The following is a 19754-nucleotide window of genomic DNA, read 5'->3' as shown; positions in this document are numbered from 1 at the left end:
CTGCGAAGCTGAAATTTTGGGGCCGCTACGCGGCCCATCGCGACGCAAGGCCGCTCCCACAGGGTTGCGGAACGGCTTAAGGCCTCACCTTACTTTTCTTCTTGCGTTACAGCCGGCGCCGGCGGCGGCCGCAGCCCCACCTCGGCGATCAGCTTCAATTGCTGACCGTTGCGCATCACCTCGATGGTGATCTTCTCGTTGGGCTTGATCCGCGCTACCTGGTTCATCGACTTGCGCCCGTCGCCGGCCGGCTCGCCATTGATGCTCAGGATCACGTCACCCAGTTGCAGCCCGGCCTTGGCCGCTGGCCCTTCGCGGAAGATACCCGCCACCACGATGCCTGGGCGGTCCTTCATGCCGAACGACTCTGCCAGCTCCTGGCTCAGTGGCTGTACTTCGATACCCAGCCATCCACGGATCACCTGGCCGTGTTCGACGATCGACTTCATCACCTCCAGTGCCAGTTTTACCGGGATGGCGAAGCCGATGCCCTGCGAGCCACCGGACTTGGAAAAGATCGCGGTATTGATGCCGATCAGGTTGCCATTGGCATCCACCAGCGCGCCACCGGAGTTGCCCGGGTTGATCGCCGCGTCGGTCTGGATGAAGTCTTCGTAGTTGTTCAGCCCCAGCTGGTTGCGGCCAGTGGCGCTGATGATGCCCATGGTCACCGTCTGGCCGACGCCGAACGGGTTGCCGATGGCCAGCGACACGTCGCCGATGTGAATGGTGTCGGAACGGCCGATGGTGATCGCCGGCAGGTTCTTCAAGTCGATCTTCAGCACCGCCAGGTCGGTTTCCGGGTCGCTGCCGATCACGCGGGCCAGGGTTTCGCGGCCATCCTTCAGCGCTACGACGATCTGGTCGGCGCCGCTGGTAACGTGGTTGTTGGTCAGCAGGTAGCCCTCTGGGCTCATGATTACCGCCGAGCCCAGGCTTGATTCCCAGCGGCGCTGTTTGGGCAGGTTATCGCCGAAGAAGCGGCGGAACTGCGGGTCTTCGAACAGCGGGTGGGCGCTTTTGTTCACCACCTTGGTGGTGTACAGGTTGGCCACCGCCGGGGCGGCCAGGGTCACGGCGTCGGCGTACGACACCGGGCCTTGCATGATCCGCGTGGTCTGTGGCGCTTGCTGCAGGTTGACGTCCTGGCTGGGCAGCCCGACCCATTGCGGAAAACGCTGGATGATCAGCATGGCGATCAGTATGCCGGTAAGCAGGGGCCAGCCGAAGTAACGCAAAGCCTTGAACATGAACGAATCCTGAAAAGAGCAGGGGCCAGCGGCCTGGCAGTGGGGCATGAGCGCGCGCGATCATACACCGGTTCCCCCAGTGACAGCGACGGCCCATAATGGCCGGCATTATACGGGCGTTCGTCAGGCGTTGTGCCCGAGAAAAGCGCAGTTTTCGAGGAGATTTTCATGGCCGTCGCTCTAAACACCCTGGTCGAGGAAGCCGAGCGTTACCTGGGCAGCGCGAAGATCCAGGATTATTGCCCAAATGGCCTGCAGGTCGAAGGCCGGCCGCAGGTCAGCCGTATTGTCAGTGGTGTTACCGCCAGCCAGGCATTGCTGGATGCCGCCGTCGAGGCCGAGGCCGATCTGGTGCTGGTGCACCATGGTTATTTCTGGAAGGGCGAGAACCCGTGCATCACCGGCATTCGCCAGCGTCGCCTGAAGACCTTGCTGAATAACGATATAAGCCTGTTGGCGTTCCACCTGCCCTTGGACGTGCACCCGGACGTGGGCAACAATGTGCAGCTGGCGCGGCAACTGGAGATCACTGTCGAAGGGCCACTTGACCCGGAAAACCCCAAAGTGGTCGGGCTGATTGGTTCGCTCGCCGAACCCATGACCGCGCGCGATTTTGCCCGGCGGGTGCAAGAGGTGCTGGGGCGTGAGCCGTTGCTGGTCGAAGGCAATGAAATGATCCGCCGGGTGGGCTGGTGCACCGGCGGCGGGCAGGGCTATATCGACACGGCGATTGCTGCGGGGGTCGACCTGTACCTGACTGGCGAGGCGTCCGAGCAGACCTACCACAGTGCGCGCGAGAATGGCGTCAGCTTCATTGCGGCCGGGCACCATGCCACTGAACGCTACGGGGTGCAGGCGCTGGGCGATTACCTGGCACGACGGTTTGCCGTGGAGCACTTGTTCATCGATTGCCCGAATCCCATCTGAAGGCGGTGTCGGCCTCTTCGCGGGTGAACCCGCTCCTACGCGCGGGCCTCGTAGGAGCGGAATCACCTGCGAAGAGGCCGGTCCTGCCAGCCCAAACCCCCAGTCATATCGTTAGACTTTTTCGATCTAGCCAGCCTCCTAAATAGAAGCAGCCGCTGTGATAAAGTGGCTCGCTCGAACACGGCCCGCAGGCCGTCCATAAGATCGTTTTTCGTGAGTAGCCATGGTCGACAAACTGACGCACTTGAAACAGCTGGAGGCGGAGAGCATCCACATCATCCGCGAGGTGGCCGCCGAGTTCGACAACCCGGTGATGCTGTACTCGATCGGCAAGGACTCCGCCGTGATGCTGCACCTGGCGCGCAAGGCCTTTTTCCCGGGCAAGCTGCCGTTCCCGGTGATGCACGTCGACACCCAGTGGAAATTCCAGGAGATGTACAGCTTCCGCGACAAGATGGTCGAGGAAATGGGCCTGGAGTTGATCACCCACGTCAACCCTGAGGGTGTGGCGCAAGGCATCAACCCGTTCACCCATGGCAGTTCCAAGCACACCGACATCATGAAGACCCAGGGCCTGAAGCAGGCGCTGGACAAGCATGGTTTCGACGCTGCCTTCGGTGGTGCGCGCCGCGACGAAGAGAAGTCGCGGGCCAAGGAACGTGTGTACTCGTTCCGTGACAGCAAGCACCGCTGGGACCCGAAGAACCAGCGCCCCGAGCTGTGGAACGTTTACAACGGCAAGGTCAACAAGGGCGAGTCGATCCGCGTCTTCCCGCTGTCGAACTGGACCGAACTGGACATCTGGCAGTACATCTACCTTGAAGGCATCCCGATCGTGCCGCTGTACTTCGCCGCCGAGCGTGAAGTCATCGAGAAGAACGGCACCCTGATCATGATCGACGACGAACGCATCCTCGAGCACCTCTCTGAGGAAGAGAAAGCCCGCATCGTCAAGAAGAAGGTGCGTTTCCGTACCCTCGGCTGCTACCCGCTGACGGGCGCTGTCGAGTCGGAAGCCGAGACGCTCACCGACATCATTCAGGAAATGCTCCTGACGCGCACTTCCGAGCGCCAGGGCCGGGTCATCGACCACGATGGCGCCGGTTCCATGGAAGACAAAAAACGTCAGGGCTACTTCTAATTTTCAGGGTTACTCCATGTCGCACCAATCCGATTTGATCAGCGAAGATATCCTCGCTTATCTGGCTCAGCACGAGCGTAAAGAACTGCTGCGTTTCCTCACCTGCGGCAACGTGGATGACGGCAAGAGCACCCTGATCGGGCGCCTGCTGCACGACTCCAAGATGATCTACGAGGACCACCTCGAGGCCATCACCCGTGATTCGAAGAAAGTCGGCACCACCGGCGAAGAAGTCGACCTGGCGCTGCTGGTAGATGGCCTGCAGGCCGAGCGCGAGCAGGGCATCACCATCGATGTCGCCTACCGCTACTTCTCCACCGCCAAGCGCAAGTTCATCATCGCCGACACCCCGGGCCATGAGCAGTACACCCGCAACATGGCCACCGGTGCGTCCACCTGCGACCTGGCGATCATCCTGGTCGATGCCCGCTACGGCGTGCAGACCCAGACCCGCCGCCACAGCTACATCGCGTCGTTGCTGGGTATCAAGCACATCGTGGTCGCGGTCAACAAGATGGACCTGAAGGGCTTCGATGAAGGCGTCTTCGAGTCGATCAAGGCCGACTACCTGAAGTTCGCCGAAGCCATCAACCTGACCCCGAGCAGCCTGCACTTCGTGCCGATGTCGGCGCTCAAGGGTGACAACGTGGTCAACCACAGCGAGCAATCGCCGTGGTACGCCGGCCCGACGCTGATGGAAATCCTCGAAACCGTCGAGGTTTCGGCCGACCGCAACTTCACCGACCTGCGTTTCCCGGTGCAGTACGTCAACCGTCCCAACCTGAACTTCCGCGGCTTCGCGGGCACCATCGCCAGTGGCGTGGTGCACAAAGGTGACGAGATTGTCGTGCTGCCGTCGGGCAAGAGCAGCCGGGTCAAGTCCATCGTCACCTACGAAGGTGAACTGGAAAACGCTGGCCCAGGCCAGGCCGTGACCCTGACCATGGAAGACGAGATCGACATCTCCCGTGGCGACCTGCTGGTACATGCCGACAACGTCCCGCCGGTCACCGACCAGTTCGACGCCATGCTGGTGTGGATGGCCGAGGAGCCGATGCTCCCGGGCAAGAAATACGACATCAAGCGTGCCACCAGCTACGTGCCAGGTTCGATTGCCAGCATCACCCACAAGGTCGATGTGAACACCCTGGAGCAGGGCGCTGCCAGCGCGCTGCAACTGAACGAGATCGGCCGCGTCAAGGTAGCCCTGGACACCTCGATCGCCCTCGACGGTTACGACAGCAACCGCACCACCGGTGCGTTCATCGTCATCGACCGCCTGACCAACGGCACCGTTGGCGCCGGCATGATCATCGCCCCGCCCGTGTTGCCACACGGCAGCACCGGCCATCATGGCAAGCAGGCCCACGTGTCCACCGAAGAGCGCGCCCTGCGCTTCGGCCAGCAGCCAGCCACCGTGCTGTTCAGCGGCCTGTCGGGTGCTGGCAAGAGCACCTTGGCCTATGCCGTGGAGCGCAAGCTGTTCGACATGGGCCGTGCGGTGTACGTGCTCGATGGCCAGAACCTGCGTCACGACCTGAACAAGGGCCTGCCACAGGACCGCGCTGGCCGTACCGAGAACTGGCGCCGCGCCGCCCATGTGGCGCGCCAGTTCAACGAAGCCGGCATGCTCACCCTCGCTGCGTTCGTGGCCCCGGATGCCGAAGGCCGCGAACAGGCCAAGGCGCTGATCGGCAAGGAACGCCTGGTGACCGTTTACGTCCAGGCCTCGCCGCTGGTTTGCCGCGAGCGTGACCCGCAAGGCCTGTACGCTGCCGGTGGCGACAACATCCCGGGTGAGAGCTTCCCGTTCGATGTGCCGCTGGATGCTGATCTTGTGATCGACACCCAGGCCACCAGCGTGGACGAGGGCGTGAAACAGGTGCTGGACGTGCTGCGTCAGCGTGGCGCGATCTAAGCGCTAGCCTGCAAGGAAAACCCCGCTTCGGCGGGGTTTTTTGTCTCGCGTTCAGGATCCTTCTCAATACTCGGAAAGATCCGTCTCAGATATGTTTCTCCGACACCGGTATCACCCGTCTTTCCTTTACCGCTTTGTACGAAAAACTCGAATAGATCTCCTTCACCCCCGGCAACCGCTGCAGCACTTCCCGGGTAAATTCGCCAAACGACTCCAGGTCCCGTGCCAGGATCTCCAGCAGAAAGTCATAGCGGCCGGAGATGTTGTGGCAGGCGACGATCTCGGGGATTTCCATCAGGCGCTGTTCGAACGCCAGCGCCATGTCCTTGGTGTGCGAGTCCATCATGATGCTGACGAACGCGGTCACGCCAAACCCCAGCGACTTGGGCGAGAGGATGGCCTGGTAGCCGGTGATGTAGCCGTTTTCCTCCAGTAACTTGACCCGTCGCCAGCAGGGCGAGGTGGTCAGTGCCACCTGGTCGGCGAGTTCGGCAACGGTGAGACGGGCATTGTCCTGCAAGGCGGCGAGCAGGGCGCGGTCGGTGCGGTCGAGGCTTGAAGGCATTTTTTGCCCTCCTGGTCCGTTGATTATTGTTTTTGTTCCAGCAAGCACGTGTATACGTAGGCTATTTTGGAAAAAATCGGGCAGCTCGGTGGCATAAGCTTATAGCAAACCACAAGAGGCTGTTGCCATGCGCGACTCCCACCACAACACCGGTTTTTCCACGCGGGCCATTCATCATGGCTATGACCCGCTTTCCGATGGTGGCGCCCTGGTGCCACCGGTGTACCAGACGGCTACCTATGCCTTTCCCACTGTCGAGTACGGTGCTGCCTGCTTCGCCGGGGAGGAGCCTGGGCATTTCTACAGCCGCATTTCCAACCCCACGCTGGCCTTGCTGGAGCAGCGCATGGCTTCGCTGGAGGGCGGTGAAGCGGGGTTGGCGTTGGCCTCGGGGATGGGCGCCATTACCTCAACCCTCTGGACCCTGCTAAGGCCTGGGGATGAGCTGATTGTCGGACGCACCTTGTATGGCTGTACCTTCGCTTTTCTGCACCACGGTATTGGTGAGTTCGGGGTGAAAGTTCGCCATGTCGATCTCAACGATGCCAAGGCCCTGAAAGCGGCGATCAGCAGCAAAACACGGATGATCTACTTCGAAACACCGGCCAACCCCAACATGCAGCTTGTGGATATTGCGGCGGTTGTGGAGGCAGTGCGGGGGCATGATGTGCATGTGGTGGTCGATAACACCTACTGTACGCCGTACCTGCAGCGGCCACTGGAGCTGGGGGCGGACCTGGTGGTGCACTCGGCAACCAAGTACCTCAGTGGGCATGGCGATATCACTGCCGGGTTGGTGGTGGGGTGCAAGGCGTTGGTAGACCGTATCCGCCTGGAAGGGCTGAAGGATATGACCGGCGCGGTGCTGTCACCGCATGACGCGGCGTTGCTGATGCGCGGTATCAAGACCCTGGCCCTGCGCATGGACCGGCATTGCGCCAATGCCCAGCAGGTGGCCGAGTTTCTCGCTCGGCAGCCGCAGGTGGAATTGATTCATTACCCGGGGCTACCGTCTTTTGCCCAGCACGCGTTGGCCAAGCGACAGATGCGTTTGCCTGGCGGGATGATTGCGTTTGAGCTCAAGGGTGGCATTGAGGCGGGGCGGCGCTTCATGAATGCGCTGCAGCTCTTTGCCCGGGCGGTGAGCCTGGGGGATGCCGAGTCGCTGGCGCAGCATCCGGCGAGCATGACGCATTCCAGCTATACGCCGCAGGAGCGGGCGCATCACGGGATATCGGAGGGGTTGGTGCGTCTGTCGGTGGGGCTGGAGGATGTGGAGGACCTGCTGGCAGATGTCGAACAGGCATTGCAGGCCTGCTGTTAGGTTGCCTGCACTGGCCCTTTCGCGGGCCCGCCCGCTCCCACAGGTGTTTCACAGGTTTCAAATGCTGTGGTGTACCTGTGGGAGCGGGCGTGCCCGCGAAGGGGCCAGTGAATCCAGCCCATAAAAAAGGCCTCTTGCGAGGCCTTTTGCATGTTCAGCAGATCAACGCTTGAGCCCGTAGCTCTCATCCAGCATGCCCGGCGAGTTAGGCACTTTCGGCGCATAGTCGCGCGGCACTTCGGCGGTGTCTTTAGGTGGGGTCAGGCGGTCACGCGGGCCTTGCGGTGCATCGGAGTGCAGCGCAGCCAGCAGGCGTTGGCGGGTGACGTCATCGAGGGCCAGGCTGTTGGCGCCTTCAGCCAGGTGATCCTGTACGTCCTGATAGCTCTGGGTCAGTTTCTTGACCAGCATGGCGGTGCTGTTGAAGTGGGTGACCACTTCGTTCTGGTAGCTGTCGAAGCGCTTCTGGATGTCATCCAGTTGACGCTGGGTGTTGCTCGGGGCCGCATTGGGCAGCAGGCGGGCAACAATGAAACCGACTGCCACACCGATGACCAGGGCCAGGGTTGGCAACAACCAAACAAGGAGCGAGAGTTCCACGAGTCCTTCCTCTATAAACGGCTTTGCTTTACGTTAACGGCTCAGACCTGCGCTGTATACCGCGAGCGATCGCAAATCAGAACAGAATTTCACACCTAGACGAATCGACCCTTCCCGAGGTCACGGAGTAGTGCCTTGCTTGTCCGCGAAACCCCCTTGTTCATCGATGGCCCCAGCGGCCAGCTGGAAGCGTTGTACCTGGACGTGGCGCAAGCCCGTGGCGCGGTGCTGATCTGCCACCCTAACCCGGTCCAGGGCGGCACCATGCTCAACAAGGTGGTCTCGACCCTGCAGCGCACTGCACGTGATGCCGGTTATGTGACCCTGCGTTTCAACTACCGTGGCGTCGGCCAGAGCGCCGGCAGCCACGACATGGGCGCTGGCGAAGTGGCCGATGCCGAGGCCGCTGCAGCATGGCTGCGTGCCAGGCACCCCGGGCTACCGCTGGTACTGATGGGCTTTTCGTTCGGTGGTTTCGTTGCCACCAGCCTGGCCGGGCGCCTTGAAACGGCAGGCGTCGAGTTGCAGCACCTGTTCATGATCGCCCCGGCGGTCATGCGCCTGACCGCCGAATTCCCGCTGCCGCAGCGCTGCCCGCTCACCGTGGTGCAGCCGGACGCCGATGAAGTCGTCGCGCCGCAGCTGGTTTACGAATGGTCCGACAGCCTGTCGCGTCCCCATGAGCTGCTGAAAGTGGCAGAATGCGGACACTTCTTCCATGGCAAGCTGACCGATCTGAAGGATCTGCTGCTGCCGCGCCTTTCGAACTGAGCCAAGCCTGAATAAGCGAACACCCATGACCACGCGCATTCTTACCGGTATCACCACCACCGGCACTCCGCACCTGGGCAACTACGCCGGCGCCATCCGCCCGGCGATCCGTGCCAGCCAGCAGCCCGGTGTCGACTCGTTCTACTTCCTGGCCGACTACCACGCCCTGATCAAGTGCGACGACCCGCTGCGCATCCAGCGCTCGCGCCTGGAAATCGCCGCCACCTGGCTGGCCGGTGGCCTGGACCCGGACAAGGTGACCTTCTATCGCCAGTCCGACATCCCGGAAATCCCCGAACTGACCTGGCTGCTGACCTGCGTTGCTGCCAAAGGCCTGCTGAACCGTGCGCATGCCTACAAGGCCTCGGTGGACAAGAACGTCGAGAACGGCGAAGACCCGGACGCCGGCGTGACCATGGGCCTGTTCAGCTACCCGGTGCTGATGGCCGCCGATATCCTGATGTTCAACGCCAACAAGGTGCCGGTCGGTCGTGACCAGATCCAGCACGTGGAAATGGCCCGCGATATCGGTCAGCGCTTCAACCATCTGTTCGGTCAAGGCAAGGACTTCTTCGCCTTGCCGGAGGCTGTGATCGAAGAAAGCGTGGCGACCCTGCCGGGCCTGGACGGGCGCAAGATGTCCAAGAGCTATGACAACACCATCCCGTTGTTCACCAGCGCCAAGGACATGAAAGACGCCATCTCGCGCATCGTCACCGATTCGCGCGCGCCCGGTGAGGCGAAAGACCCGGACAACGCGCACCTGTTCACCCTGTACCAGGCCTTCTCGACGCCTGAGCAGTGCGCCGGTTTCCGCGAAGAGCTGCTGCAGGGCCTGGGCTGGGGCGATGCCAAACAGCGCCTGTTCCAGCTGCTGGACGGCCAACTGGCCGAGAAGCGCGAGTACTATCACCAGCTGATCGCCCGGCCGGCGGACCTGGAAGACATCCTGCTGGCCGGCGCTGCCAAGGCCCGCAAGATCGCCACGCCGTTCCTCGAGCAGCTGCGCGAGGCCGTTGGCCTGCGTTCGTTCCGCAGCAGCGTGCAGGCCAGCACCGAGGTGAAGAAGAAGGCTGCCAAGAGCGCACGCTTCGTCAGCTTCCGTGACGAAGACGGCAGCTTCCGTTTCCGCCTGCTGGCCGCCGACGGTGAGCAACTGCTGCTGTCGCGCAGCTTCGCCGACGGCAAGAGTGCGGGCGCCGTGAGCAAGCAGCTGCAGCAAGGTGGCGAGGTTGATGTCCGCGTCGAAGGCCTGAGCTTCGGCCTGTGGCTCAATGGCGAGCAGGTTGCCGACGGGCCGCAGTTCGACAGCGCCGAAGCCCGTGATGCTGCCATCGAAGGTCTGCGTGTAGCGCTTCAGCCATTGTAGGAGCGAGTTTACTCGCGAACACCGGCAAGGCCGGTGCCATCCAGCGCATAAGCTATGCTGGATGAGGCATATTGACGCAAGTCTGATTGCCATTAAGCGGGCCTGTCGCTACAGTGACGGCCCGTTTTTTGTTGCCTCGCTAACGAATCATGACTCCCTTAGAACGCTATCAAGCAGATCTGAAACGTCCCGACTTCTTCCATGACGCGGCGCAGGAAACTGCGGTGCGTCACCTCCAGCGCCTGTACGACGACCTGGTGCACGCGCAGAACAACAAGCCGGGCGTGTTCGGCAAGCTGTTCGGCAAGAAGGAGCAGACCCCGGTCAAGGGCCTGTACTTCTGGGGTGGGGTGGGGCGAGGCAAGACCTACCTGGTTGATACCTTCTACGAAGCGCTGCCGTTCAAGCAGAAGATGCGTACGCACTTCCACCGCTTCATGAAGCGTGTGCACGAGGAGATGAAAACCCTCAAGGGCGAGAAGAACCCGCTGACCCTCATTGCCAAGCGCTTCAGCGAAGAAGCCAAGGTGATCTGCTTCGACGAATTCTTCGTGTCGGACATTACCGACGCCATGATCCTCGGCACCTTGATGGAAGAGCTGTTCAAGAATGGCGTGTCGCTGGTGGCCACCTCCAACATCGTGCCGGACGGCCTCTACAAGGACGGCCTGCAGCGTGCACGCTTCCTGCCGGCTATCGCCATGATCAAGCAGTACACCGACGTGGTGAACGTCGATAGCGGGGTCGACTACCGTCTGCGTCACCTGGAGCAGGCTGAACTGTTCCACTTCCCACTCGATGACGCGGCGCACCAGAGCATGCGCGCCAGCTTCAAGGCGCTCACCCCTGAGTGCACCCAGGCGATCGAAAACGACGTGCTGATGATCGAGAACCGCCCGATCAATGCCCTGCGTACTTGCGACGACGTCGCCTGGTTTGACTTCCGCGCCCTGTGCGACGGGCCGCGTAGCCAGAACGACTACATTGAGCTGGGCAAGATCTTCCACGCCGTATTGCTGAGCAACGTGGAGCAGATGGGCGTCACCACCGACGACATCGCCCGTCGTTTCATCAACATGGTGGACGAGTTCTACGATCGCAACGTCAAGCTGATCATCTCGGCCGAGGTGGAGTTGAAGGACCTGTATACCGGTGGGCGTCTGAGCTTCGAGTTCCAGCGTACCCTGAGCCGGTTGCTGGAGATGCAATCGCACGAATTCCTGGCGCGCGCACACAAGCCCTGACGGCAGCGGCAAGCGTCAGGCGACAAGGAAAGTTCAGGGCAATGCGCGATCCGCTCTGGTTTTTCCTTGTCGCTTCAAGCTCGAAACCTGCCGCTCTGGAAGCCTTTCAGGCTTCCTGCATGAACTGCTGCCGATACTGGTTCGGCGACAACTCGGTGTGTTGGCGGAACAGCCGCGCAAAGAAACTGGCATCGTCATACCCCACCTCGTAACTGATGGTCTTGATGCTCTTGCGCGTACTCGACAACAACCCCTTGGCTGTCTCGATGCGTAACCGTTGCAGGTAATGCAGCGGCTTGTCACCCGTTGCGCCCTGGAAGCGACGCATGAAGTTGCGGATGCTCATGCCGTGGTTGCGGGCCACATCCTCGAAGCGGAACTTGTCGGCGAAGTGTTCCTCCAGCCAGTGCTGGATCTGCAGGATGATCAGGTCCTGGTGCAGTTTCTGCCCGCCAAAGCCCATGCGCCCCGGGGTGTAGTTGCGTTGCACTTCGTAGAGGATATCGCGGGACACTGCACGGGCCACGTTGGCACCGCAGAAGCGTTCGATCAGGTAGATGTACAGGTCGCAGGCCGAGGTTGCACCGCCGGCGCAATAGATATTGTCGGCATCGGTCAGGTGCTTGTCCTGGTTCAGGCGAATCTTCGGGAAGCGTTCGGCAAAGCTGTTGAAGAAGCGCCAGTAGGTGGTCGCTTCCTTGCCATCGAGCAGGCCGGATTCGGCCAGCCAGAACACACCACTGGCCTCGGCGCACAGCACCGCGCCACGCGCGTGCTGTTCACGCAGCCACGGCAGCACCTGTGGGTAACGCTGCAGCAAGTTGTCGAAATCATCCCAGTAGGCCGGGAGGATGATCACATCGGCATCGTCCAGGCCGCCGTCAACCGGTAACTGCACATTGCTGAAGCTGTCCACGGGCTGGCTGTCGGGGCTCACCAGGCGGATGTCGAACATGGGCTGCAAGCCCAGGCCCAGCTGCTTGCTATAGCGCAGGCTGGCGAGGTGGAAGAAGTCCTTGGCCTGCATCAAGGTCGAAGCGAACACCTTGTCAATGGCCAGGATGCTGACGCGCCGCAGCGACGCTGAGGGTTGGGTAAACATCATTGTCATTGTTCTTATAGGGTAGAGTGGTCAATCACCGGCTGGATCGTCTTATTTTTTGGCGATTGTGTCTACCCCATGTAACAGCGGCGCGAAGCGGGGCGCAGTGTTTGGCTCAAGGCGCCGGGTTGGGCTGCTCCTGATGAATGGCTTCGATCGCTGTCAGCAGATCGGCGCTCAGGTTCAGTTCAAGGCTGGCCAGGTTGCTGTCCAGCTGCTGCAGGCTGGTGGCACCTATGATGTTGCTGGTCACGAACGGCTGTCGGGTGACGAACGCCAGGGCCATTTGCGCCGGGTCCAGGCCGTGCTCGCGGGCCAGCTGCACGTAGCGGCTGCAGGCCGCCACGGTCTGTGGGTTGGAGTAACGGGCAAAGCGGCTGAACAGGGTCAGGCGTGCATTGTCCGGCCGTGCGCCGTTCTCGTACTTGCCCGAGAGCATGCCGAAGGCAAGCGGCGAATAGGCCAGCAGGCCACACTGCTCGCGTATGGCCACTTCTGCCAGGCCCACCTCGAAGCTGCGGTTGAGCAGGTTGTACGGGTTCTGAATCGATACCGCCCGTGGCCAGCCCCGGCTCTCGGCCAGCTGCAGGAACTTCATGGTGCCCCACGGCGTTTCGTTGGACAGGCCGATGTGGCGGATCTTGCCCGCACGCACCTGCTCGTCGAGCACTTCGAGGGTTTCTTCCAGTGGGGTGAAGTGATCCTGCGGCAGGTGCTGGTAGCCCAGCTTGCCGAAGAAGTTGGTGCTGCGCTCTGGCCAGTGCAACTGGTACAGGTCGATGCGGTCGGTCTGCAGGCGCTTGAGGCTTTCGTCCAGCGCCGCGACGATGTGCTGACGGTTGTGCTTGAGCTGCCCGTCACGGATATGGCTGATGCCGTTGCCCGGGCCTGCAACCTTGCTGGCCAGGATCCACGCGTCGCGGTCGCCATGGTCACGGAACCAGTTGCCGATGATGCGCTCGGTGGCCGCGTAGGTCTCCGGGCGGGGAGGGACCGGGTACATCTCGGCGGTGTCGATGAAGTTGACCCCGGCGGCCTTGGCCCGGGCAATTTGCTCGTAGGCCTCGGCCTGGATGTTCTGCTCGCCCCAGGTCATGGTGCCCAGGCACAGGGCGCTGACGTTGAGGTCGGTACGGCCAAGCTGGCGGTATTCCATCGGTTAGTCACTCCTTGGCAATAGAAGCCAATCAAAGCAGGTTGAAATTTTTCGCGCAATCTGGATAATTCAGCCCCTCTCCGCGTGGCGGAAGTGATGCACCATCACGCAGGAAGAACCCCGTCGAACATTGGCGTGCCCGACCCGAGCCCCCAAAAGCGTCTGTGTTCGGCTGCGCGCTTGCCCTTGGCAAGCTGTGCACTATCCAGTAAGATTCGCCGTCTATTTTTCGCTGGGCGGCCTCTGAGGCTTTAGAGAATGAAAACTTTTACTGCTAAACCGGAAACAGTAAAGCGCGAGTGGTTCGTAGTCGACGCCGCTGGCCAGACCCTGGGTCGTCTGGCTACCGAAATCGCTACCCGTCTGCGTGGCAAACACAAACCAGAATACACCCCTCACGTTGACACCGGCGACTACATCGTCGTTATCAACGCCGAGCAGGTTCGTGTGACTGGTGCCAAGTCTTCCGACAAAATGTACTACTCCCACTCCGGTTTCCCAGGCGGTATCAAGGAAATCAACTTCGAGAAGTTGATCGCCAAGGCCCCTGAGCGTGTTATCGAAACTGCGGTCAAAGGCATGCTGCCTAAGAACCCGCTGGGTCGCGACATGTACCGCAAGCTGAAAGTGTACGCGGGTGCTGCTCACCCACACACTGCTCAGCAGCCTCAAGAACTGAAGATCTAACGGGATAGTTCATTATGTCGGCGACTCAAAATTACGGCACTGGCCGTCGCAAGACCGCAACCGCTCGCGTATTCCTGCGTCCGGGTACTGGTAACATTTCCATCAACAACCGTTCTCTGGACGTGTTCTTCGGTCGCGAAACCGCTCGCATGGTTGTTCGCCAGCCGCTCGAGCTGACTGAATCCGTTGAGAAATTCGACATCTACGTCACCGTTTCCGGTGGTGGTGTCAGCGGTCAGGCCGGTGCGATCCGTCACGGTATCACCCGCGCTCTGATGGAATACGACGAAACCCTGCGTGGCGCTCTGCGTCGTGCTGGCTACGTCACCCGCGACGCTCGTGAAGTTGAGCGTAAGAAAGTGGGTCTGCGTAAAGCGCGTAAGCGTCCTCAGTACTCCAAGCGTTAATACCGCTTCGGCAGTCGAAAAAAGCCCGGTTCCTTGGAACCGGGCTTTTTTTTTAGCCTTGAACTAACCTGTCAGCAGTCAGTGGCCGCTTGTCGCATAGACGTAGATCAAGCAAAGCGTGGGTTGTCGCCCTTGCCGGGGTAATCACCTTGTCAGTGTGTGGATTTGTTTCTTACCATGGCGGCCAATTTTTAGTGCCATTGACACAACCTAAGTACAGGCCAGGTCCAACTGGCCAAGCAAGCTGATGGGAGAGGACTGAATGAGCAATGACGGCGTCAACGCAGGCCGGCGCCGCTTCCTCGTAGCCGCGACATCCGTGGTCGGGGCGGCGGGGGCAGTGGGGGCTGCGGTACCGTTCGTGGGGTCATGGTTTCCCAGTGCCAAGGCGAAAGCCGCGGGTGCACCGGTGAAGGTCAACATCGCCAAGGTCGAGGCGGGGCAGCAGATGGTGGCCGAGTGGCGTGGCCAGCCCGTATTCATCGTGCGGCGAACGGAGGAAATCCTTGGCAATCTGAAAAAAATCACGGGTGACCTGTCCGACCCCGAGTCCAAGGCCTCGGTACAGCCAGCGTACGTCGACCCTGAGGTTCGCTCGATCAAGCCGGAAATTCTTATTCTCGTCGGCCTGTGCACGCACCTGGGCTGCTCGCCCACCTTCCGACCAGAGGTGGCGCCCGCCGACCTTGGGCCGAAGTGGGTAGGTGGTTACTTCTGCCCATGCCACGGCTCTCACTATGACCTGGCTGGCCGTGTCTACAAGTCCCAGCCAGCGCCTCTCAACCTGCCCGTGCCACCGCACTCTTATGAGTCGGACGAGATCATCGTCATTGGCGTCGACCAGGAGAACGCATGATGAGCAAGTTCATGGACTGGATTGATGCTCGCTTCCCCGCCACCAAGATGTGGGAAGACCACCTCAGCAAGTATTACGCACCCAAGAACTTCAACTTCCTGTACTTCTTCGGCTCCCTGGCATTGCTGGTGCTGGTCAACCAGATCGTGACCGGCGTGTGGCTGACCATGAGCTTCACGCCCTCGGCGGAAGAGGCGTTCGCCTCGGTCGAGTACATCATGCGCGACGTGGAATACGGCTGGATTCTGCGCTACCTGCACTCCACGGGGGCGTCAGCGTTCTTCATCGTGGTCTACCTGCACATGTTCCGCGGCCTGCTCTATGGCTCCTATCAGAAGCCACGCGAGCTGGTCTGGCTGTTCGGCATGCTGATCTATCTGGCGCTGATGGCTGAAGCGTTCATGGGCTACCTGCTGCCATGGGGGCAGATGTCGTACTGGGGCGCCCAGGTGATCATCTCGCTGTTCGGTGCCATCCCGGTGATCGGTGATGACCTTACCCAGTGGATCCGTGGTGACTACCTGATCTCGGGCATCACCCTGAACCGCTTCTTCGCCCTGCATGTGGTTGCCCTGCCAATCGTGATTCTTGGCCTGGTGGTACTGCACATCCTCGCCTTGCACGAAGTGGGTTCGAACAACCCTGATGGCGTCGACATCAAGAAGAAAAAGGACGAAAACGGTATTCCGCTGGATGGTATTCCGTTCCACCCGTACTACACCGTCAAAGACATTGTCGGCGTGGTGGTGTTCCTGTTCGTGTTCTGCGCTGTGGTGTTCTTCTTCCCTGAAATGGGCGGTTACTTCCTCGAGAAACCTAACTTCGAGCAGGCCAACGCCTTCAAGACCCCAGAGCACATCGCGCCGGTGTGGTACTTCACACCGTTCTACGCAATCCTGCGTGCGGTGCCTGACAAGCTGATGGGCGTCATTGCCATGGGGGCGGCCATCGCCGTGCTGTTCGTACTGCCCTGGCTCGACCGCAGCCCAGTGCGTTCCATGCGTTACAAGGGCTGGATCAGCAAGGTCTTCCTGCTGGTGTTCTGCGTGGCCTTCGTCATCCTCGGCGTGCTGGGCGTACTGGCACCGACACCTGGGCGTACCTTGTTGTCGCAGGTATGCACGGTGCTGTACTTCGCCTACTTCCTGCTGATGCCGTTCTACACAAGGCTTGAGAAGACCAAACCGGTTCCGGAAAGGGTGACTGGCTGATGAAAAAGTTGATTGCAGTATTTTTGCTGGCAGTGATGCCTGCCTTTTCCTTCGCTGCCGAAACTGGCCTGGAGCTGGACAAGGTCGATATCGATCTGACTGACAAGGCCGCCATGCAGGACGGTGCGCGTACCTTCGCCAACTATTGCATGGGGTGTCACAGTGCCAAGTTCCAGCGTTACGAGCGGGTGGCTGATGACCTGGGTATCCCGCATGAATTGATGCTCGAGAAGCTGGTGTTCACGGGCGCCAAGATTGGTGACCACATGCAGATCGGCATGAAGCCCAGCGACGCCAAGACCTGGTTTGGTGCCGCGCCGCCCGACCTGACCTTGGTCGCCCGCGTGCGCGGTACCGATTGGCTTTACACCTACCTGCGCAGCTTCTATGAGGACCCATCGCGCCCTTACGGGGTGAACAACAAGGTGTTCCCGAACGTCGGCATGCCTAACGTGCTGGTGGGTCTGCAAGGTAACCAGGTGGTGGGTTGCAAGCAGGTGCAGACGGTGGTCGAGGGCAAGAAGCAATTCGACCCGTTGACCGGCAGCCCGTTGACCCATGAAGCTTGCGATCAGCTGACCATTACGCCGAATTCCGGTACCCTGACGACCGAGCAGTTCGACGAGAAGGTCAAGAACCTTGTGACCTTCCTGGCCTATTCGGCCAACCCAGTCAAACTGGAAAGCCAGCGCATCGGCACCTATGTGTTGCTGTACCTGGCTTTCTTCTTCGTATTCGCCTACTTGCTCAAGCGTGAATACTGGAAGGACGTGCACTGATCACGCAGTAGTTTCTGGTTGTTGAACGCGCCCGGGGTGGCCTAGCAGTATTGCCAGGCCACCCCGGGCGCGTTTTCATTTAAAGTTGCACAAGCATCCGTGCGAGGAGCCGCTACATGGGCGCAACCAACAGGTTAGCCTGCTATTCCGATCCCGCTGATCACTATTCTCATCGGGTGCGCCTGGTTCTGGCCGAGAAGGGCGTCAGCGTGCAGTTGATCGATGTCGATCCCGCCCGCCTGCCGCCGAAGCTGGCCGAGGTCAACCCTTATGGCAGCGTGCCGACCTTGGTCGACCGTGACCTGGCGTTGTATGAATCGACCGTGGTGATGGAATACCTCGAGGAGCGTTACCCGCACCCGCCGCTGATGCCGGTATACCCGGTTGCGCGTGGCAACAGCCGTCTGCTGATGCACCGCATCCAGCGCGACTGGTGTGCCTTGGCCGATACCGTGCTTGACCCGCGTAGCAGTGAAGCTGCCCGAACCGAAGCGCGCAAGGCCTTGCGCGAAAGCCTGACCGGGGTCTCGCCGTTGTTTGGCGAGTTCGCCTGCTTCATGAGTGATGAGCAAAGCCTGGTCGATTGCTGTCTATTGCCCATACTCTGGCGTTTGCCGGTGTTGGGTATCGAATTGCCGCGGCAAGCCAAGCCGCTGCTGGATTACATGGAGCGCCAGTTCGCCCGCGAGCCTTTTCAGGCGAGCCTGTCCTCCGTAGAACGTGAAATGCGCAAGCTTTAAGGAGCCGTTGATGAACTCCAGTCGCCCCTATCTGGTTCGAGCACTGTACGAGTGGATCGTCGACAACGATTGCACGCCCCATATGCTGGTCAATGCCGAATTCCCGAAAGTTCAGGTGCCGGATGGTTTCGCCAGTGATGGCCAGATCGTCTTGAATATCTCGCCAAGTGCCGTGCGTAGCCTGCACATGGACAATGACGCAGTCAGCTTCGAGGGCCGCTTCAGTGGTGTGGCTCACTCGCTGTTCGTGCCGGTTGGTGCAATCCTGGGTATCTACGCCCGCGAAAATGGCCAGGGTATGGTCTTCGAGCTGGAGCCGTCTTCGATGGATGGCGACGAGCTGGAAGACGATGATGTGCAGCCGGATGACGATGGCCCGCCAGACGATGGAGGGCAGCCGCCGCGTCCGACTGGCCGGCCAAGCCTGAAAGTGGTCAAGTAACAAAAAAGGCGATCCAGATGGATCGCCTTTTTTTGTTTGGCCTGTCCAGGCAATCACTGAGTCAATCGATGTACTCGAACAGCTTGACGATCTTCTGCACGCCCGACACGCCCTGCACCACGGCAGTGGCCGAGTTGGCTTCTTGACGGGTGACCAGACCCAGCAGGTAGACGATGCCGTTTTCGGTAATCACCTTGATGCGCGAGCTGGGCACGGCGTTGTCGGTCAGCATCTGGGTCTTGATCTTGGTGGTCAGCCAGGCGTCGTTGTTGCGCGCCAGAATGGAGGAGGGCTGCATCACTTGCAGCTCGTTGTGTACTTTCTTGACCCGTTGGACCTGGCTGGCGGTTTGCTCCGCGAGGCTCTTGAGGTCGGCGCGTGGGGTCTGCCCGGCCAGCAGGACGATGCCGTTGTAGCTGCTGACAACGATGTGCGAGCCCTTGTCCAGGTCTGGGTTGGCTTTGGAAATGTTCACGGCAGCCTTGGTCTCGATCAGCGAGTCGTCGATCTTGCTACCGATGGTGCGCGTGCCGCGATCGTCCTCGATCGGCGAATTGCGGGTAGAGGTGAGTACCGAGCTGCAACCAGTGACGCTCAGGCACAGGGTCAGGGCCATCAGGCCCAGGCGCATAGGGGTCATTCTTCACTCCCGAACAGTTGGCTGTCGATCAGATCGCACAGGCAGTGGATCGCCAGCAGGTGGACTTCCTGGATACGCGCGGTAACTGTCGAAGGCACGCGGATTTCCACGTCTTCGGGCAGCAGCAGCGAAGCCATGCCGCCGCCATCGCGACCCGTCAATGCTACGACAATCATTTCACGGTCATGTGCGGCCTGGATTGCCTGGATTACGTTGGCCGAATTGCCGCTGGTGGAGATCGCCAGCAGAACGTCACCGGGCTGGCCCAGGGCGCGGATCTGCTTGGAAAAGACTTCGTTGTAGCTGTAGTCGTTGGCGATCGAGGTCAGGGTCGAGCTGTCGGTGGTCAGCGCGATGGCTGGCAGGCTGGGACGCTCGCGCTCGAAGCGGTTGAGCAGCTCCGATGAAAAGTGCTGGGCATCGCCGGCCGAGCCGCCGTTGCCGCAGGCGAGCATCTTGCCCTCGTTGAGCAACGCATTGACCATGACCAGGCTGGCCTGCTCGATGTGCGGTGCCAGGATGTCCATTGCCTGTTGCTTGGTTTCGATGCTGGCCTCGAACAGCCGGCGAATTCGGGATTGCATGTCCATCTGGTGACCTTAAATGGGGCGGTGGCCTTTGCTAG

General features: G+C 60.7%; 21 protein-coding genes. 14 read left to right on the top strand and 7 right to left on the bottom strand.

The window, feature by feature from the left end; genetic code table 11:
- Window positions 1-89: 89 nt before the first annotated feature.
- Window positions 90-1250 carry a Do family serine endopeptidase AlgW gene (gene algW / locus KW568_RS24220; protein WP_003251794.1) on the bottom strand — a complete coding sequence of 387 codons (1161 nt, stop codon included), beginning with the start codon at window positions 1248-1250 and terminating at the stop codon, window positions 90-92.
- Window positions 1251-1418: 168 nt separating this feature from the next.
- Here algW and KW568_RS24215 point away from each other — a divergent pair, with 168 nt between their 5' ends.
- From KW568_RS24215 to cysN, 3 genes are all read left to right on the top strand, one after another.
- On the top strand, window positions 1419-2177 hold the full coding sequence (locus KW568_RS24215) for a Nif3-like dinuclear metal center hexameric protein (protein ID WP_003251795.1): 759 nt from the start codon (window positions 1419-1421) through the stop codon (window positions 2175-2177).
- A gap of 223 nt (window positions 2178-2400) precedes the next feature.
- Entirely contained in the window at window positions 2401-3318 is a 918-nt protein-coding gene (gene cysD / locus KW568_RS24210; RefSeq protein WP_003251799.1) for a sulfate adenylyltransferase subunit CysD, read from the top strand.
- A 16-nt stretch (window positions 3319-3334) separates the two neighbouring features.
- A complete protein-coding gene (cysN, locus tag KW568_RS24205; protein WP_003251801.1) occupies window positions 3335-5236 on the top strand; it encodes a sulfate adenylyltransferase subunit CysN in 1902 nt (633 codons plus the stop codon).
- An 85-nt stretch (window positions 5237-5321) separates the two neighbouring features.
- Here the strand turns inward: cysN and KW568_RS24200 are convergent, their stop codons facing one another.
- Complete coding sequence (locus KW568_RS24200; protein ID WP_003251803.1) at window positions 5322-5801, bottom strand: Lrp/AsnC family transcriptional regulator; 480 nt, start codon at window positions 5799-5801, stop codon at window positions 5322-5324.
- 127 nt (window positions 5802-5928) lie between these two features.
- Between KW568_RS24200 and KW568_RS24195 the strand changes: the two genes are divergently transcribed.
- Window positions 5929-7125, top strand: a complete 1197-nt coding sequence (locus KW568_RS24195) for a methionine gamma-lyase (protein WP_259537010.1) — start codon at window positions 5929-5931, stop codon at window positions 7123-7125.
- Between the two features lie 162 nt (window positions 7126-7287).
- On the opposite strand, the gene KW568_RS24190 is transcribed toward KW568_RS24195, so the two are convergent.
- On the bottom strand, window positions 7288-7725 hold the full coding sequence (locus KW568_RS24190) for a YhcB family protein (protein WP_003251807.1): 438 nt from the start codon (window positions 7723-7725) through the stop codon (window positions 7288-7290).
- Between the two features lie 135 nt (window positions 7726-7860).
- Between KW568_RS24190 and KW568_RS24185 the strand changes: the two genes are divergently transcribed.
- From KW568_RS24185 to zapE, 3 genes are all read left to right on the top strand, one after another.
- The gene (locus KW568_RS24185; protein WP_004575116.1) at window positions 7861-8496 is read left to right on the top strand and encodes an alpha/beta hydrolase; all 636 of its coding nucleotides are present in this window, start codon (window positions 7861-7863) and stop codon (window positions 8494-8496) included.
- A gap of 25 nt (window positions 8497-8521) precedes the next feature.
- Window positions 8522-9865, top strand: coding sequence for a tryptophan--tRNA ligase (locus KW568_RS24180; protein ID WP_232862726.1), 1344 nt, complete (start codon window positions 8522-8524; stop codon window positions 9863-9865).
- 149 nt (window positions 9866-10014) lie between these two features.
- Window positions 10015-11109, top strand: coding sequence for a cell division protein ZapE (gene zapE / locus KW568_RS24175; RefSeq protein ID WP_003251813.1), 1095 nt, complete (start codon window positions 10015-10017; stop codon window positions 11107-11109).
- Window positions 11110-11215: 106 nt separating this feature from the next.
- On the opposite strand, the gene KW568_RS24170 is transcribed toward zapE, so the two are convergent.
- Together KW568_RS24170 and KW568_RS24165 are read right to left on the bottom strand one after the other, a co-directional pair.
- Complete coding sequence (locus KW568_RS24170) at window positions 11216-12136, bottom strand: GlxA family transcriptional regulator (protein ID WP_173881439.1); 921 nt, start codon at window positions 12134-12136, stop codon at window positions 11216-11218.
- Window positions 12137-12326: 190 nt separating this feature from the next.
- On the bottom strand, window positions 12327-13367 hold the full coding sequence (locus KW568_RS24165) for an NADP(H)-dependent aldo-keto reductase (RefSeq protein ID WP_003251817.1): 1041 nt from the start codon (window positions 13365-13367) through the stop codon (window positions 12327-12329).
- A 258-nt stretch (window positions 13368-13625) separates the two neighbouring features.
- Here KW568_RS24165 and rplM point away from each other — a divergent pair, with 258 nt between their 5' ends.
- The 7 genes from rplM (at window position 13626) to KW568_RS24130 (ending at window position 18489) form a co-directional block, all read left to right on the top strand.
- Complete coding sequence (gene rplM, locus KW568_RS24160; protein ID WP_003251819.1) at window positions 13626-14054, top strand: 50S ribosomal protein L13; 429 nt, start codon at window positions 13626-13628, stop codon at window positions 14052-14054.
- Between the two features lie 14 nt (window positions 14055-14068).
- Complete coding sequence (gene rpsI, locus KW568_RS24155) at window positions 14069-14461, top strand: 30S ribosomal protein S9 (protein WP_003251821.1); 393 nt, start codon at window positions 14069-14071, stop codon at window positions 14459-14461.
- Window positions 14462-14723: 262 nt separating this feature from the next.
- Window positions 14724-15317: a ubiquinol-cytochrome c reductase iron-sulfur subunit gene (gene petA, locus KW568_RS24150; protein ID WP_003251823.1), complete on the top strand. Its 594-nt coding sequence runs from the start codon at window positions 14724-14726 to the stop codon at window positions 15315-15317.
- Window positions 15317-16528, top strand: coding sequence for a cytochrome bc complex cytochrome b subunit (locus KW568_RS24145; protein WP_003251825.1), 1212 nt, complete (start codon window positions 15317-15319; stop codon window positions 16526-16528). The genes petA and KW568_RS24145 overlap by 1 nt, the downstream gene beginning before the upstream one ends.
- Window positions 16528-17307 carry a cytochrome c1 gene (locus KW568_RS24140; protein ID WP_003251826.1) on the top strand — a complete coding sequence of 260 codons (780 nt, stop codon included), beginning with the start codon at window positions 16528-16530 and terminating at the stop codon, window positions 17305-17307. The genes KW568_RS24145 and KW568_RS24140 overlap by 1 nt, the downstream gene beginning before the upstream one ends.
- 116 nt (window positions 17308-17423) lie before the next feature.
- Entirely contained in the window at window positions 17424-18047 is a 624-nt protein-coding gene (locus KW568_RS24135; RefSeq protein WP_003251828.1) for a glutathione S-transferase N-terminal domain-containing protein, read from the top strand.
- Window positions 18048-18057: 10 nt separating this feature from the next.
- On the top strand, window positions 18058-18489 hold the full coding sequence (locus KW568_RS24130) for a ClpXP protease specificity-enhancing factor (protein WP_003251830.1): 432 nt from the start codon (window positions 18058-18060) through the stop codon (window positions 18487-18489).
- A gap of 61 nt (window positions 18490-18550) precedes the next feature.
- Here KW568_RS24130 and KW568_RS24125 read toward each other — a convergent pair whose 3' ends face one another.
- Window positions 18551-19129 carry a BON domain-containing protein gene (locus KW568_RS24125; protein WP_003251832.1) on the bottom strand — a complete coding sequence of 193 codons (579 nt, stop codon included), beginning with the start codon at window positions 19127-19129 and terminating at the stop codon, window positions 18551-18553.
- Window positions 19126-19719 (bottom strand): phosphoheptose isomerase, encoded by a 594-nt coding sequence (locus KW568_RS24120; RefSeq protein WP_012053657.1) that lies wholly within the window; start codon window positions 19717-19719, stop codon window positions 19126-19128. Before KW568_RS24120 ends, KW568_RS24125 begins: the two co-directional genes overlap by 4 nt.
- Window positions 19720-19754: the final 35 nt, after the last annotated feature.

Origin of the sequence: Pseudomonas sp. HD6515, assembly GCF_024971855.1 — a bacterium.
GTDB classification, from domain to species: Bacteria; Pseudomonadota; Gammaproteobacteria; order Pseudomonadales; family Pseudomonadaceae; genus Aquipseudomonas; species Aquipseudomonas alloputida.
The sequence above is the reverse complement of the archived record's forward strand: the minus strand, read 5'-3'. Positions and strand labels throughout refer to the sequence as shown.

What these genes read in the sequence shown, in the direction of transcription:
- algW (WP_003251794.1), bottom strand. Translation starts at nt 1,250, where the DNA reads ATGTTCAAGGCTTTGCGTTACTTCGGCTGGCCCCTGCTTACCGGCATA.
- KW568_RS24215 (WP_003251795.1), top strand. Translation starts at nt 1,419, where the DNA reads ATGGCCGTCGCTCTAAACACCCTGGTCGAGGAAGCCGAGCGTTACCTG.
- cysD (WP_003251799.1), top strand. Translation starts at nt 2,401, where the DNA reads ATGGTCGACAAACTGACGCACTTGAAACAGCTGGAGGCGGAGAGCATC.
- cysN (WP_003251801.1), top strand. Translation starts at nt 3,335, where the DNA reads ATGTCGCACCAATCCGATTTGATCAGCGAAGATATCCTCGCTTATCTG.
- KW568_RS24200 (WP_003251803.1), bottom strand. Translation starts at nt 5,801, where the DNA reads ATGCCTTCAAGCCTCGACCGCACCGACCGCGCCCTGCTCGCCGCCTTG.
- KW568_RS24195 (WP_259537010.1), top strand. Translation starts at nt 5,929, where the DNA reads ATGCGCGACTCCCACCACAACACCGGTTTTTCCACGCGGGCCATTCAT.
- KW568_RS24180 (WP_232862726.1), top strand. Translation starts at nt 8,522, where the DNA reads ATGACCACGCGCATTCTTACCGGTATCACCACCACCGGCACTCCGCAC.
- zapE (WP_003251813.1), top strand. Translation starts at nt 10,015, where the DNA reads ATGACTCCCTTAGAACGCTATCAAGCAGATCTGAAACGTCCCGACTTC.
- KW568_RS24170 (WP_173881439.1), bottom strand. Translation starts at nt 12,136, where the DNA reads ATGCAGGCCAAGGACTTCTTCCACCTCGCCAGCCTGCGCTATAGCAAG.
- KW568_RS24165 (WP_003251817.1), bottom strand. Translation starts at nt 13,367, where the DNA reads ATGGAATACCGCCAGCTTGGCCGTACCGACCTCAACGTCAGCGCCCTG.
- rplM (WP_003251819.1), top strand. Translation starts at nt 13,626, where the DNA reads ATGAAAACTTTTACTGCTAAACCGGAAACAGTAAAGCGCGAGTGGTTC.
- rpsI (WP_003251821.1), top strand. Translation starts at nt 14,069, where the DNA reads ATGTCGGCGACTCAAAATTACGGCACTGGCCGTCGCAAGACCGCAACC.
- petA (WP_003251823.1), top strand. Translation starts at nt 14,724, where the DNA reads ATGAGCAATGACGGCGTCAACGCAGGCCGGCGCCGCTTCCTCGTAGCC.
- KW568_RS24145 (WP_003251825.1), top strand. Translation starts at nt 15,317, where the DNA reads ATGAGCAAGTTCATGGACTGGATTGATGCTCGCTTCCCCGCCACCAAG.
- KW568_RS24140 (WP_003251826.1), top strand. Translation starts at nt 16,528, where the DNA reads ATGAAAAAGTTGATTGCAGTATTTTTGCTGGCAGTGATGCCTGCCTTT.
- KW568_RS24135 (WP_003251828.1), top strand. Translation starts at nt 17,424, where the DNA reads ATGGGCGCAACCAACAGGTTAGCCTGCTATTCCGATCCCGCTGATCAC.
- KW568_RS24130 (WP_003251830.1), top strand. Translation starts at nt 18,058, where the DNA reads ATGAACTCCAGTCGCCCCTATCTGGTTCGAGCACTGTACGAGTGGATC.
- KW568_RS24125 (WP_003251832.1), bottom strand. Translation starts at nt 19,129, where the DNA reads ATGACCCCTATGCGCCTGGGCCTGATGGCCCTGACCCTGTGCCTGAGC.
- KW568_RS24120 (WP_012053657.1), bottom strand. Translation starts at nt 19,719, where the DNA reads ATGGACATGCAATCCCGAATTCGCCGGCTGTTCGAGGCCAGCATCGAA.